Source organism: Bdellovibrio reynosensis, from assembly GCF_022814725.1.
Classification (GTDB): domain Bacteria; phylum Bdellovibrionota; class Bdellovibrionia; order Bdellovibrionales; family Bdellovibrionaceae; genus Bdellovibrio; species Bdellovibrio reynosensis.
Genome location: NZ_CP093442.1, coordinates 3,412,783 through 3,427,650, shown reverse-complemented (window position 1 = coordinate 3,427,650; position 14,868 = coordinate 3,412,783). Strand labels below are relative to the sequence as shown.

At 43.8% G+C, this 14,868-nt stretch carries 12 protein-coding genes; all 12 read right to left on the bottom strand.

The features are described 5' to 3' along the window. Window positions 1–11 precede the first annotated feature (11 nt). The gene (purH, locus tag MNR06_RS15945) at window positions 12–1,535 is read right to left on the bottom strand and encodes a bifunctional phosphoribosylaminoimidazolecarboxamide formyltransferase/IMP cyclohydrolase (protein WP_243537552.1); all 1,524 of its coding nucleotides are present in this window, start codon (window positions 1,533–1,535) and stop codon (window positions 12–14) included. Next, window positions 1,535–2,266: a phosphoribosylformylglycinamidine synthase subunit PurQ gene (locus tag MNR06_RS15940; protein ID WP_243537551.1), complete on the bottom strand. Its 732-nt coding sequence runs from the start codon at window positions 2,264–2,266 to the stop codon at window positions 1,535–1,537. The genes purH and MNR06_RS15940 overlap by 1 nt, the downstream gene beginning before the upstream one ends. After that, the gene (locus tag MNR06_RS15935) at window positions 2,250–5,291 is read right to left on the bottom strand and encodes a phosphoribosylformylglycinamidine synthase subunit PurL (RefSeq protein WP_243537550.1); all 3,042 of its coding nucleotides are present in this window, start codon (window positions 5,289–5,291) and stop codon (window positions 2,250–2,252) included. The genes MNR06_RS15940 and MNR06_RS15935 overlap by 17 nt, the downstream gene beginning before the upstream one ends. Then, the gene (gene purN, locus MNR06_RS15930) at window positions 5,292–5,912 is read right to left on the bottom strand and encodes a phosphoribosylglycinamide formyltransferase (protein WP_243537547.1); all 621 of its coding nucleotides are present in this window, start codon (window positions 5,910–5,912) and stop codon (window positions 5,292–5,294) included. After that, complete coding sequence (purD, locus tag MNR06_RS15925) at window positions 5,909–7,141, bottom strand: phosphoribosylamine--glycine ligase (RefSeq protein WP_243537545.1); 1,233 nt, start codon at window positions 7,139–7,141, stop codon at window positions 5,909–5,911. Before purD ends, purN begins: the two co-directional genes overlap by 4 nt. Beyond that, window positions 7,141–8,178 carry a phosphoribosylaminoimidazolesuccinocarboxamide synthase gene (locus MNR06_RS15920; protein WP_243537544.1) on the bottom strand — a complete coding sequence of 346 codons (1,038 nt, stop codon included), beginning with the start codon at window positions 8,176–8,178 and terminating at the stop codon, window positions 7,141–7,143. The genes purD and MNR06_RS15920 overlap by 1 nt, the downstream gene beginning before the upstream one ends. After that, window positions 8,169–8,888 (bottom strand): AIR carboxylase family protein, encoded by a 720-nt coding sequence (locus MNR06_RS15915; protein WP_243537541.1) that lies wholly within the window; start codon window positions 8,886–8,888, stop codon window positions 8,169–8,171. The genes MNR06_RS15920 and MNR06_RS15915 overlap by 10 nt, the downstream gene beginning before the upstream one ends. Beyond that, window positions 8,885–10,342 (bottom strand): amidophosphoribosyltransferase, encoded by a 1,458-nt coding sequence (gene purF / locus MNR06_RS15910; protein ID WP_243537540.1) that lies wholly within the window; start codon window positions 10,340–10,342, stop codon window positions 8,885–8,887. The genes MNR06_RS15915 and purF overlap by 4 nt, the downstream gene beginning before the upstream one ends. A 284-nt stretch (window positions 10,343–10,626) precedes the next feature. Further along, window positions 10,627–11,469, bottom strand: a complete 843-nt coding sequence (locus MNR06_RS15905; protein WP_243537538.1) for a cation:proton antiporter — start codon at window positions 11,467–11,469, stop codon at window positions 10,627–10,629. Window positions 11,470–11,472: 3 nt separating this feature from the next. After that, entirely contained in the window at window positions 11,473–11,991 is a 519-nt protein-coding gene (locus tag MNR06_RS15900; RefSeq protein ID WP_243537537.1) for a hypothetical protein, read from the bottom strand. Between the two features lie 84 nt (window positions 11,992–12,075). Beyond that, the gene (locus MNR06_RS15895; RefSeq protein WP_243537535.1) at window positions 12,076–12,771 is read right to left on the bottom strand and encodes a L,D-transpeptidase; all 696 of its coding nucleotides are present in this window, start codon (window positions 12,769–12,771) and stop codon (window positions 12,076–12,078) included. A 344-nt stretch (window positions 12,772–13,115) separates the two neighbouring features. Next, window positions 13,116–14,855 (bottom strand): proline--tRNA ligase, encoded by a 1,740-nt coding sequence (locus MNR06_RS15890; protein ID WP_243537534.1) that lies wholly within the window; start codon window positions 14,853–14,855, stop codon window positions 13,116–13,118. Window positions 14,856–14,868 lie beyond the last annotated feature (13 nt).

Below are 14,868 nucleotides of genomic sequence, written 5' to 3'. Positions count from 1 at the left end.
GGCATTTTCCTTTAGTGTAAAAAGTGACGGCGACCTGTGAACATCATGGCGATACCTAAGCGGTCTGCTTCGGCTATGACTTCTGAATCCTTCACGGAACCACCTGGTTGAATGATGTATTTTACCCCCAGTTTTGCTGCTACTTGGACCGAGTCAGCAAAAGGGAAAAAAGCGTCAGAGGCTAGAACCACCTCTGAAACGTCTGTGATCTTTTTATCTTCTAAGCGCGAAGTGATTAGCTTTTCGATGCAATCGATACGATTGGTTTGGCCTGAACCCATGGTGGTTAATTCGAACTCTGGTCCGTCTTGGCTGCAAATTGCGATGGCATTGCTTTTAAGGTTTTTCACTGCAAGCATCGCGAAAGAAGCCAGGCGCTTTTTATCGTCAGCGAACGTTTTCGCAGTAACGACTTTCATATTTGAAAGATCGAAGGTGTCTTGCTGTTGAACTAAAAGTCCGCCTTCGATGCTTCTTACTTGCCATGAATTCTTAGCTTGGGTGCCGACTTCCATGATTCGGCAGTTCTTTTTAAGTTTTTCGCGGGCGCTGTCGGTGAATGACGGAGCTAGGATCACTTCCACGAATTTTTCGGAGAAGAATGCTGCCAGTTCGTCAGTCACTGGGAAATTTAAAGCTATGATACCACCGAACGAGCTTTTCTCGTCACCTTTCCAGGCTTTTTCTAAAGCGCGCAACGGAGTTTCAGCTAAAGCCAATCCGCAAGGCGTATTATGTTTCACCACGACCGCAGTTGGTAAAGCCTTTCCACCTTGCCAGCTATGCACGTCTTGCAAAGTCTTTAAAGCAAAGTCGGCATCAAGGTAATTATTGTAAGACATTTCCTTACCTTGTAACGAGCGACTGTGGGCAAGGCCCTCTTGGAATGGATCTTTTAGAACAAAAGCTTTTTGGTGAGGATTTTCGCCATAGCGAAGCCCGGCTCCCGCTTGCTGGTTTAAGTATCCGGCGATAGCTAGATCATAGAATGCCGTCATTGTGTAAACTTGAGCAGCGCATTTTTGGCGGAATTCAAAAGTTGTTGCGCCTTTGCTTTCAGTGAACTCACTAATAAATTGAGGATACTGAGCGGGTTCGCAAAGTACTGTGACAGAGCGGAAGTTTTTCGCCCCGGCTCTAAGCAATGTTGGTCCGCCGATATCGATGTTTTCAATGCATTCTTGGAAGCCGCCTTGTTTTGCCAAGGTTTCATGGAATGGATAAAGATTTACCACCAACAAATCAATCGGCTCGATATTTAAATCTTTTGCTTGGGCGATGTCTTGGGGGTCTTCTCTTCTGAAAAGTAAGGAAGAAGCGATTTCAAAGCTGATGGTTTTCATGCGGCCTTGGAAGGCTTCGCCTTTGCCGCTTAGATTTTCTACGGGAGTAACTTGGTAACCAGCTTCTTGCAAAGTTTTGGCAGTTCCTCCACTGGCGATAAGCTCTACGTTTTGTGCAGCTAAGGCTTTTGCTAAATCTAGTAAGCCTGTTTTATCAGAGACGCTTAAAAGGGCGCGACGGATTTGAGCCATTATTTACTCCTTAAAAATTCAACAGCACTTTTAAAAAATTCTAAGCCCCAAGCTTTACCTGCGAAGGGCAGGTGCCAGTCGTGAAGGGCCGCTTCCGGGTGAGGCATCAAAGCGAAGACAAGACCTGAACTATCGCAGACGCCGGCAATTTGGGCTTGGGCTCCGTTTACGTTTTCGGTGTATTTCAAAACGGCTTGATGTTTTTCTAGAAGGCGCTTTAAAGTGCTTTCTTCTTTGCAGATAAAGCGGCCTTCACCGTGGCGAATTGGCAAAACGAAATTTTTAGGTAAAGACTTCGTCCATACACACGAGGACTTTTCATCCCTTTCCATTTCCACCCAACGATCGATAAAATGACCTTGTTCGTTTTTTACCAGCGCGCAGGTTCTTTGAAAGTCAGCATCAGGCAAAAGGCCAAGACGAATCAAAGTTTGAAAGCCGTTGCAGATTCCTAGAACGGGTTGCGTTTTTACGAACTTTTGCAATTCTTCTTTTAAAGTGTTTTCTAGTTTTAAAGATAAAATTTGTCCGCTGCCTAGGTGATCTCCGAAGGAAAATCCCCCGGGGAAAACCATCGCTTGATAGTCGTGCAGACTTTTTGGATTTTTCAGAAGTTCATTGACGTGAACCTTGCAAGCTTCCCCACCCGCTAGATCGATAGCGCGCGCAGTTTCATTTTCACAATTAATTCCATCACCCCAAAGGACTAAAAACTTAGGCTTCATAGACATTTTCTACCCCCTTAGACCAAATATTTCTTAATTCGGAAATCGATACTTGTGCTGATGTATTTGCGAAATTCCATTCAAGGTTTGCCGTGTTTGTGACTTCACCCAGTTTTAGACAAATCCCTGCGAAATGCTGTTCAAAGGCCGCTTTGTTTTCAGGTGCAACGCTCATAACAAACAATGAACCTGTTTCAGACCATAAATGATTCCATTTTAAGTTTTGCAGGTTCAACTTTGCGCCTAGATTATTTCCGAAGCAGGATTCAGCTATTGCTGTCATCAATCCGCCTTCAGAGATGTCGTGGCAGGATTTAATTAGAGTTTTTGAATTTGCTTGGAATATCTTTTTGTAGAGTTCTTGATTTGCGTTCAGATCAGGATACTCAGGATTGGTTTCTTGAGTTTTATATTCCTGAGCCAGCGCAGAAGCGTACAAACTTTGTGTCAATTTTCCGACAAGGTAGATTTCATCGCCTGCCTCTTGGAAAAATCCGGGAGTTACTTTTTTAGCGTCAGGAATTTGACCGATGGCTGTTACTAATAACGTCGGTGGCACCGAAATTTTGACAGTGTTGCCGTCTTTGGTTTTACCAATGAAATCGTTTTTCATACTGTCTTTGCCGCTGACAAATGGAGCTTTGAAAGACTGAGCCGCATCGTAAAGTCCGGCGCACGCGCGCACTAACTGCGCCATTTTGTGTTGGGCATCGGGATTGCTTGCTTTGCCAATGGGATCTGGCCAGCAGAAATTATCCACCAAGGCCATTTTTTCTGGATTTACTCCAGTCGCCACAAGATTTCTTACTGACTCATCCACAGCTTTTTGCGCCATAAGATAAGTGTCGTAATAGGAAAACTGAGGGCAAAGACCATTTGAAACTGCTACGGCATTATTTTCTTCACCGCCGTGTACACCTAGATCAATAACACCCGCATCGTTGGCACCTTGTTGGGTCAAGCCGCCGTAGGGTTTTAATCTTGTAGCACCTTGAACTTCGTGATCGTAGTATCTGACCAATGGTTCGCGGGAAGCTACGTTTGGTGAAGCTAGAACTGTTTTTAAAGCTGTGACAAGTCCTTCACTATCCTGTGCTGGAATTTCTTTTTTCGGGGTCGCTCTAAAGTACTCTTTATATTCTTTCGCACCCTCGAAGTGCGCTGGTACTTTCATGCGACTTAAACCTTCATGCAAGAAGTGTAAGTCTAAGGAAGCTAGCATGGTTGACCCGTGATGAACTTCGAAGCTGCCAGAGTTTGTAAATTCACCTAAAACGCTGGCTTCCACACCCATGTCATGGGCAAGCTGCATGAAGGCTTTTAGATCAGTGGGTTTGATAGCGTAGGACATTCGCTCTTGGGATTCGCTCACTAGCATTTCCCAGTATTCTAGACCGTTATATTTTAGGGGATGCTGACTAAGATCTAATTTTGCCCCGCCAGAGAATTGGGCCATTTCACCGATAGAGGAACTTACGCCACCAGCGCCGTTGTCTGTGATGGCTTGGATATAACCTTTATCACGAGCCTGTAGTGTGAAATCTAAAAGACGCTTTTGAGTGATGCTATCGCCGATTTGTACGACGTTTGATGAAACTTGATCGTGAAGTGCAAGGGAACTGAAGGTTGCACCATGAACGCCGTCTTTGCCAAGACGACCACCAGCTACGACGATAAGATCACCAGCTTCAATTCTTTTTTCTTCTGAAGGACGGTTGTCCACTTTCTTCGGCATGATTCCTAAAGAGCCCACGAAGATTAAGGGTTTTGCCGCGAATTCAGAGGCGAAATAGAAGCTGCCGTTGACAGTCGGAATACCGCTTTGATTTCCGCCTTCTTCAACACCTTGATGGACACCGCGGAAAATAACGCCTGGATCTTTTAGAAGTTCAGGACGTTGTGAGGCCTCCGTTCCTGGGAATAAATCTTTTTTAGAAAGACAGAACACGTCGGTGTTAGCGATGGGTTTTGCACCAAGGCCGCAACCAAGAATGTCGCGGTTGACGCCTAAGATTCCGGTAAGTGCCCCACCGAAAGGATCAAGGGCCGAAGGACTGTTGTGGGTTTCGACTTTCACACATACGTTAAGGTTTTTGTCGAAATCTACGATGCCGGCATTGTCTTTAAAAACAGAAACTAGATAACCGCAGCTTTCAAGGTCCTTAGTCGCTTTTTGAATATAGCTTTTATAAAGACTCGTGATCTTTTTGGCTCCTAGGGCTGGGAAGTCCCCCTTTTCTTCTGTGTAGTCCACTTCTGCAGCAAAAATTTTGTGTTTACAGTGTTCGCTCCAGGTTTGCGCCAGGCACTCTAATTCCACTTCGGTAACTTTATTGGCCCAGCCTAGGGCTTGGCGTGACTTGGTTAATTCTGGATTAGTGAAATGAGCGATGATGGTTTGAATTTCTTCATCGCTAAGGGCTAGGCCGCGCTCTGAATTGATTTTGTTTAAAACCTCTTCAGTTAGATCAAAAAGCTCTAACTTACGGTTTTCGATCTTTGGCGAGTTCCAGAAATTAGTGAAGTTTTGCCAAGGATTGTTTTTTTGAAGGTCACCACCTCGGGCGATTTCAAGTTTATTTAATAAGGGATTTGCCAGGGATTGAAACATGATCTTTTCAATTTGAGCTTTCGAGTAATCCCCCTGGATTTCCACTTGCCAGCCGCTATGGGCTTCAATTCCAAACTCTTGCCATGAGTTTGCAGTATTGGGCGCAAACAGCATTAAGGCTTCTGTGGCAGAGCGAGCCAGGTTGTCAGTGACCCCGGCTAAGAAGCGAATTTCTACATATGTAGCTGCTGGGTTGAATTCTTGAAAACCGTGTTCGATTTCTTCAGCAACCGGATCAAAGAAAATTTTATCCATTAACGTTTCAAGTTTTAGTTCTTTAGCAAACCCAGGATTTTTTTCTACGAGCCAGTATACGCGTCTAAGGCGTAAATCACTTAGTGGAGCTTCTTTTTCGAAAGCCTTTTTAAGGGCGTTTTCAGTGCTGTGGTCGTAAAGACTTCGGACTGAGATTCTTTTCATTTAATAAGTCTCCTGAAAATGATTTGTCGGATGTTTTTTAAAGGCAAGATCCTGTAAAAACCTGGTGTACATTTTATGTTCTAGACGATGAATTTCTTCAGCCCATGTTTGCAGTGGATGGTGTGGATTTAAAAATAGGGCTTCTTGTAAAAGAATGCTTCCGGTATCCATGCCTTCATCAACGAGATGAATGGTTACGCCTGTTTTTTCTGCTTTATCTGTGTGGGCACGGGCTATGGAGTCTTTGCCTGGATACTCTGGAAGCAAAGAGGGATGAATGTTCACAACTTGCGAATGACCGTCATGCCACTGGCTAAGTTGCTTTAAAAAAGAGCCAGAAACCAGGCGCATATATCCCGCTAACAAAACCCAATCAACATGGTGTTCGCGAAGAACGCCAAGAATTTCTGCTTCATGTTGTTCGCGGGTTTGCTTTTTTTCGATCAGATAGGTTCTTACACCCGCATTTTTAGCTTTTTCCAAAACAGGAGCATTTAATTTATCGGAAAGGACGAACTCGATCGTCAAAGACGAATTCGGAAGCTCTTTTGCTTTATTAATTAAGGCCATGGCATTGGAACCAGTACCCGAAGCAAAGATAGCTACACGAACTGGATTCATTGACCGATGTCCTTTCTGAAGTACATGCCTTCATAGGCAATTTTTTGGATATCATCATAGGCTTGAGTGCGCGCGGTTTCTTTAGATGAAGCAAGGGCTGTGACCCCTAGGACGCGGCCGCCCGAATTCACAAGCTTCTGATCTTTCTCGCTGACGCCTGCAAAGTACAATTGAGTATTAAGGGTTTGAGGAAGATTCAACTCCGCGCCTAAAAGCATTTTTGCTTCTGGATAACCCTTACTGACTGCAACTACATGAACAGACACTTCTTCTGAAAGTTTGCATTGTTTGCCAGCCAACTCATGCTTTGTCGCTGCCGAAATCAGCTCTAACAAATCACTTTGGATTCTTGGCACCAACGCTTGGGTCTCTGGGTCCCCCATGCGCACATTGTATTCAAGAACATAAAGCCCTTTTGCGGTTTTCATTAATCCCGCAAATAAGAAGCCTTGGTAAGAAAGATTTTTTTCGTGCAGACAGTTTAAAGTTTTAACAAAAATCTGATGGATGGTTTCTGTATCTTCCTGGGTAATAAAATCACAAGGACTGAAGGCACCCATGCCCCCGGTATTGGCACTGAAAAGATCTGGTGTAATGCGCTTATAATCACAAGCAGTACCCAAGATCACAAAGTCTTTGCCATCGCAAAGAGCGAAAGCAGAGAGTTCTTTGCCGATCAGGCATTCTTCAATTAACAGCGGAAAGCCAAACTGAGTGGTCAAATTTGTTAGACCCTCTAGAGCCTGTGCTTTGTTTTCACAAACCCAGACACCCTTGCCTGCCGCGAGTCCGTCGGCCTTTAGAACCAAAGGACTTGCGAAATTATGGGCTTCAATTGCGGCCATTGCTTCATCGATGGCATGGGTGACAAGCACTTTTGCCGTGGGAACATCGGCATCATGAAGAATATTTTTACAGAAAAGTTTTGAAGATTCTAATTGGGCTACATTTTTTGTCGGAGCAAAACAAGGAATGCCCTGCATTTCTAGGCGAGCTTTTAAGTCTGAAAGAATTAAGGCCTCTGGTCCGATGACGACTAAAGATACATTATTTTCTAGACAGAAAGCTTCTATAGCTTCAGCAGTTTCCACTGGCGCGCAGTTGATACCAGCTTTGGCCATGCCCGGGTTACCGGGACAAACCCACAATTCCGATAGCAGGTTTGATTCCTTGATTTTCTGGGCTAACGCGTGTTCGCGTCCGCCCTTACCGACAACAACGACTCTCATTAAACTAACTCCAAAGCTTTCTGAGCTTTTTGATGCCACAGTTTTAAATTCAATTCAGAGGCAAATGGTTTTGTTCTGCCAACAACGCCTGCAACTTCATTTGCTAAGGCTTTATAAAGCAAAGAACTAACTTCAATATGTTCAGTAGAAAGCGTTTGCGGGTGCTGTCCAAGCTCATCTTTGCAGATGGCTTTCCAATCCTGGGACTTACGTTCTTGCGCAAGTTCCTTTGATTTTTTAACGGCATCGTTCCACGGAGTATTCGCATAAAGTTGGCGAAGGAATTCTTTTGATAAAGGCAAACCTTCGTAAGTTAAACGAAGTTCATCTGGTCCGATAGAATCGACTAATAAAAGCTCGCGGTCGCCGTTAGCTTTTCTAGCCCCGAAAGCAAATTCTAGTTTGCCGTCCCAAAGCTTCACACCGAAAGAAGCAAATAGCTTTTCAAGTTCAGAACTGATGATTTGCGTTTGCTCCCTAAGAGCTTGCAATTCAGTTTCAGAAAGAATGTTCATTTCTGAAATTTCTTGGCGACTTAAGTAGCGATCAGAAGTTTCAAGCTTTGTAGAAAACTCAACAAGAGCCGGAGTGAAAGTTGTTTCACCATTTGGCACTTCGTTTAAACCTAAGTCTTTAAGATACGCCGGATTCTTTTTTAAACGGCCCTCTAAAGAGTTTCCTTGCCCCAAGTGTTTACGGAAGATGACTTCCAAAGGAACCAGACAATGAGTTGGGTTGTCTTGATAAATCGTATAGTCGTACTGACCTTCGACCCATTCAGGTCTTAACACGTTCACAGATTGAACTTCAATTGAGGTCGGGCTTGCCGCAGCTACGTAGTGAGAAGAGTAACCCTTCTTAGCTAAATATTCGAAAAACGAAGCCGCCATGGAAGCTAACGCCTCCCCTTTTTGCGGGATTTCATTGGGCATTTCACCCCAATCAAAAATGGAATATCGGTTGCTGTATTCAAAAACTAGATTGTCAGAGTTTTTCTTATAAAGATCTTTGACTGAACCTTTGTAAATTAGTTCCATGCAGAAGCTCCCATTTCAGTCAGTTTTTTCCATTGAAGTACGAAGTTACCGATATTGTTCGCGCCCACCCACATGCCGCCTTGTCTTGCTTTATTGAAGAAGTCCAGTGCCATTTGGGTGCTTGCCAGTTGTTCTTTTTCGCAAAGGAATAGGTTCAACCCCGTAACCTTTGGAATTTCAAAAGGGCTTACGATTTCACCGACGCATTGAGGGTTTGAGCTTTCAGCCCATTGAACATCTACACCACTTTGCGTACGGATATCTTCAAGTGCCTTTTGAATTGGTGAATAAGACTCTAGATCTTTATTCCAGTGCATAAGGATTTTATCTGTTGGCATGTTTTTCCAACGCAAAAGATAGTCAGAGATTTTATGTGCGTTTTCTTCTGTTACGCACATCACCGGAACACCTTTTGGCATTTGCACGATAGCTAAGAAAGCATCAAGTCCTGAGAAAGCGCCATTCACTGCAACACCGAACACAGGTTTTTGCGTTAAGGAAGCAACAACTCCTGGTAAGTGAGCTGCCAGGCCTGCGCCCGCGACAAACACGTCGGCCCCACCGGTTGTTACGATTTCACGAACACGGTCTGGATTGCGATGAGCTGAGGCCACTTCCATTTTCACATCGCCGGATTTTTCTAATGAGCGACATAGGGGGCCGTAAACTCTTTCATCACTGGCGCTGCCAAAAAGAACTTGGATTTTCATAGTGCGTTCTCCTTTTTTCCATCTCCGCCGATATTGACCTGGCGAGTTTTAAGAAAGTTTTCGGTTGAAACAGGAACTGGGTAATCACCGTCTAAGCAAGCACTGCAAAGACTTTCTAAACCCAATCCTTCTTTTAATCTGTTCAAAGGTAAGAATACGAGGCCGTCGACCTCGAGGACTTTAGCCACTTCTTCTTCTGTTTTTTGAAAGGCCACTAAAGATTCCCCTTCAGGGAAATCGATGCCATAAAAACAAGGATGACGAATGGGCGGACAGGTGCTGGCAAGATAAACTTTTTCAGCACCCGCTTCGCGAAGTAACCTAATAATGCGAGCTGATGTAGTTCCGCGCACGATACTGTCGTCTACTAGAAGAATTTTTTTACCGCGAATTTCACTTTCAACCGGGGAAAGTTTTAAATTCACCATCATCTTGCGCAGCTCTGGCTGATTGACGATGAAACTGCGTTGCACGTAGCGATTTTTAATTAAAACTTCGCGGTATGGTTTTTCTAAGACTTCGGCAAGTCTGCAAGCAGCCGCTCTTGAAGTGTCAGGCACCGGAGCCACCACATCTATATCCAAGCCTTTTTTCATGCACTCTTCAGCCAAGATGCGCCCTAAATTTAATCGCACCTCATAAACAGGGCGACCGTGCCATTCTGTTTCTGAGCCAGCAAAATAAACCCATTCAAACATGCACGGACGGGCCTTTTTTTCGCTGAGGAGGAAAGAATGCAAATTTAAATCTTTATCGACGAATACTAGCTCCCCCGGTTTTAGATCACGCCAGTATTCATAACCTAAACCAAAGAAAACCTGTTTTTCAGAGGCAAAGCAGTAACTGTATTTGTTTCCGTTTTTTCTGCGGCCTACAAGCAAAGGTCTGATTCCGTTTTTATCACAGAAAGCAAACATGCCTTGATCGGCCAACATAGCGATAGCGCTGTAAGCGCCATGAACTTGTTCTAACAATTCTTTAATCGAAGCTGCTAGATTTTCAGATAACGAAGCCGTGTCTTTGCGTGAAGCCAAACCCACAGCCGTCATGTGCAAAAGAATTTCTAAATCATTGCGGGAGAATGTCCAACGCAATTTGCGGTTGCGAAGGTAGTCGACAACTTCGTCATAATTAGTAACGTTCCCGTTATGGATCATTCCCATCCCGTAGGGATAACTTAGAAACAAGGGCTGAAGGTCTTCTTTGTCGACAGTACCGATGGTTGAATAGCGGGTGTGTCCCAACGCCATAGAACCCTTCAGTCTTAGACGGCGTTCCGTACTGAACACGTCTTCGACCAGTCCCAAATCTTTTTCTAAATGAAACTGCGAGCGATCAAAGTCGTAACTTAAGATTCCCGCGGCATCCTGCCCACGATGTTGTAACGCGAATAGCGCGGGATAAAGTTTTTCTCCGGCACTGTCTTCTCCGATAAGGCCAACAACTCCACACATGGGCTATTCTCCAAAAAAAAACGGAGTCATATAGACTCCGTTTTCAAAAATAATATTCAAATTTTGCTGACACTTCGGGTATCCGAGCGCATTTCTCTTGGCACGCCCTTTCGAGGGCCAATGGACCGGCTTATCGTTATCAAACAATCTGTGTAACAGTCGTTGAGTCATGGATACTCTTTTAAAAAAATGTTTGGTGAGTCCAGAAATTATCGAGACGTACAGAGTTTGGTCAATACCCCTAACAGAATCCTGACAAATCTGTTCAACACAGCAAGCCACAACTATGTTTTTTTGACCAGAATTACTGCGATAAATGAAGTGGTTATACCGATTAAAACCAAACTTGAAAGAGTGGTAGCGTTGATTAAACCTGCATTATAGGCAAAGTTTGCAGCAATAATTTCCATGGCTCCGCGGGCATTTAAAAGAGATGCTAAGTTAAGGGCCTCTCGGTGGCTTTCACCGCTCCATCTTGCAGTGACATAAGTTCCAACTAATTTTACAAAAATGGCTACCAAAAATAGACTCGCAAATTCTTTAAAGGAAAATGAAGATTTAAGATCTATTTGCCATCCTAAGGCCGCAAAAAACAAGGGTGCGAGAAGCCATTTCTGCAATGAGATTGCTCGCATATTTTTTGCGCGATTAAAGAAATGCCCTAGGATGATCCCGGCGAAAAATGCCAAAACCACCCAGTGAGATAATATCCAAGAACGAAGGTCGCTTGCGGGGATTAAAAAAGCCATCCCGGCCCAGGCACAAATATCAACGAGGCTTGCTAGTGTGACGGTTTTTCTTGCAAGGTCAGTTTCATACAGATCTTTTTCTTTAAGAATTTGAATCGTTATAGGTAGGGCCGAAATCGCTAAAGCAAGGCCAATGAAATAATTTTGCTGAAAACAAAAATAAGAAAAAAAGAAAGGAAAAATAAAAGTGCCAACGAAAACCTTTGCATAGAAGTTTTTGTTGTTCTTGAAATCTAGAAACCGCAGTTCCCAACCAGCCAATGCTAAGAACAATGCACCGGCTAAGGATGATAAGGGCTTAAAGAAGGCAGGCATGGTTATACCAAGCAGCGAGGGACCTAATACCAAACCCACCACTAGCCACAACACCAATTGCATTCTTTAGTCCTTGTGATTTTTCCGGTATTTTCGATAGCCGAACCAACTTAGTGATACCACTGAAAATATCAGTGCTAAAGTCACATAGATCTGACCTTCGCTGGTTCCTTCTTCAGCGGCTTTAATTCCCAAATAAAAAACAGCAGTCTTGGTGATGAGCATCGCTTGAATCAAAATCCAGATGTAGGAAAACAGCTCCCAAAAAATTTTTTGTTCTTCGGTCTTGGGTTTTATTTCCTTTTTTATAAGTCGTTTTTCACCCCAGCACTGTTGACTGTGAAAATCGCGCACAACGGATTGCCACGCCTCTGGAAAGCTTTGGCCAGCACTTTCACTGACCCCCATAGAAAGTTTCGCCATGGCTGTTTTACGGAAAAATTCGATGGACTGAGAACTCCAGTGCCCTCCGGCACTTTCCCAAAGATCCTGGGCAATGGATTTTTCTAAATGCTTTAGAAAATCCTGACCTTCAGCGGATAACTGTTGATGGGATTGAAATTCAGCAGCAAGGGACTTTGACATGTTCCCTTTTTATTACAGATCAGGTGGACAAACAAGAAGTAGAAAGATGCAGGCCCTATAATTAAAAGGCCCTGCTTTAAAGATTTATTCGTTAATAACTACGATAAGGGTTTTCCACTTAATCGCACGAACTGGATTGCCCCAACGATCTTTTGAAACAGTGCCGTCTCTTTTAATCACAGGCATGAGACCCTTCCCGTGGGCTTCAATTTGTCTATAGAAGTATTCTGCATTTTCCTTCAATAGTCTTACGCAGCCGCCAGAAGCTCGGGTGCCTAATTCTTTATAGTGATCAGGAGTTGTCGCATGCACTGCCACCCCACCATTAAAGAATACAGAAAATTCCATATTGGCTTTCCAGGTGTGGGAATAGTGATTACGCACTAATTGGTAAGGATAGAAATAACCCACTGGAGTTGCACTAAAGTATCTTCTGCCACTCTTAGCCAGTTCCCATCTTTCGCGGCCGGTTGAAACCTGCCATACACTAGTTTGGAAACCATTTTCATACATAACCAAAGTTTGCGCCGTTGGCCCACGGTTTGATTTATTAATAATCACAACCAGCGGGTATTCAGAAATAAAGTCAGCGGCCTCTGATTTATAGAAATCGTCATATGACAGGACATCAACGCCCATCTCTGTACGCGGGAAACCTAACTCTTCTGCGATTTCATCAGGTGAGATTAAATCGTCAAGTTGTGGCTGCGAAGACAACTCCTCAGCATTTGCACCCAATGTTGAAACCAGCAGTAAAGATAACAAGAAGAACTTTTTCATTGGACCCTCCTCCGTGAAAGGTAGCTATTTATAATCGTAGACCTGTCGTAATTGTGGTCAACTGGGCTTGACTGCACAGAAGACAAATCACTTCTTACGATCGACGTTAACCAACACCAGCCTAGAACTTCATGACGGAAAATAGATTACCAATTCAGGAATTTTCCAAACCATCGTTGTGAAAAAGGAGTTTCATATGAAAGGGATCACAAAGACAACGGTGTTTAGTCTGTATCTTTTCAGTTTTATTTTGTGAATTAAAAGTAGGCGCAAGCACAAAGGATCTTAATAAAAAAAGGAGAGTCGATGACTCCCCTTTTTAAATTTCAATTAACAGTTTCTTACTACTTAACACCAAGAAGTGATTTTAATTCTGACATCAAGTTATCAGGATGAACCTTCTTCATTTCTTTGGTTTTTCTTTCTACGACTTCGATCTCGTTATTATCAAGACCGCGCTTACCAAGAACCATACGAACAGGCATACCTAACAAATCAGCGTCTTTAAACTTCACACCCGGACGCTCGTCTCTGTCATCCATCAATACTTCGATACCTTGGGCGTTTAACTGATTATAGAATTCGTCAGCTTTCGCCATGATCTGGGCATCTTTTGGATCAAGCACACACATGTGCACATGGAATGGAGCAATCGATTTTGGCCAGATGATTCCATCTGCATCATGGGACTGTTCGATAGCCGCTTGAACCGTACGAGTCACACCGATACCGTAGCAACCCATTTCAAAGGGTTGAACTTTACCTTGTTGATCAAGGAAGGTAGCACCCATTTTCTGTGAATACTTTTTACCCAAATAGAAGACGTGACCCACTTCGATACCGCGGTAAGATTTCAAACGACCGCCGGATTGAGGGTCTTTGTCCCCAGCTTTAGCCATTCTAAGATCGCCAATTTTTGTGATATTGAAATCACGTCCATGGTTTACGTTCTTTAAGTGGAAACCGTCTTCATTGGCACCCACGATGAAATTCTTAAGACCTTCAACCCCGTTATCCATGTAAACAGGAATATGCAAGCCCACAGGTCCACAGGAGCCCGGTGAAGCCCCCGTTACTTCTTTAACTTCATCGTCAGTCAACATCAGCGGAGGATTTGTCATACCCAGCATGTTTTTAACTTTAACTGGATTTACTTCATCAGAACCGCGCAACAAGACTGCAAAGGCTTTGAGGGATTTGTCTTTAGGATCAAAACCTTCGTTGCCGCTGAAGTATAAAGTTTTAACCAGCTCTTTCGCTGCAATGCCTGTTAGCTTTTCTAGATCCGCAATTGTTTTTGCGCCCGGAGTTGCAAACTTTTCTAGCGGTTTTAATTCAGTCTCTTTGCTAACGTGTGGCTCAGCATCGATCGCTGGGCACACTTCCACGTTGGCCGCAAAGTCTGTCGTATCAGATACTAAAAGCGCATCCTCGCCCGCGTCCGCCAACAACTGGAATTCATGGGTTTGTGATCCACCGATATTACCCGCATCCGCTTGTACGATGCGATAATTTAAGTTCAAACGATCAAAAATCGCCTTGTAAGCATCATACATTGAATCGTAAGCCTTCAGAGCGCCGGCTTGGTCAGCATCGAAGCTGTAAGCGTCTTTCATGATGAACTCACGACCGCGCATCAAACCAAAACGTGGACGGATTTCATCGCGGTACTTCGTTTGGATTTGATAAATATTTTTTGGCAAATCACGGTAAGATTTTAGATCGTTACGAACATAATCTGTGATTGCTTCTTCGTGGGTTGCACCCAAGCAGAACCAATGTTTATTGCGGTTTTGGAATTTCAAAAGACCATCGCCCATTTCATTCCAACGGCCGGTTTCTTCCCACAATTCGCGCGGGTGAACCATAGGCATTAGAACTTCCAGGCAGTTTCTTTTATTAAGCTCATCACGGATGATGTTTTCAAATTTACGAATCGCACGCAAACCCAAGTTGCCATAGGTAAAAATACCGGGCGCTAGCTTCTTCATGAATCCGCCACGGATCAATAATTTGTGGCTGATGATTTCAGCATCAGAAGGAGCTTCTTTCATAGTATAGATATGGGATTTGGACCATTTCATAGCTGTCTATTTC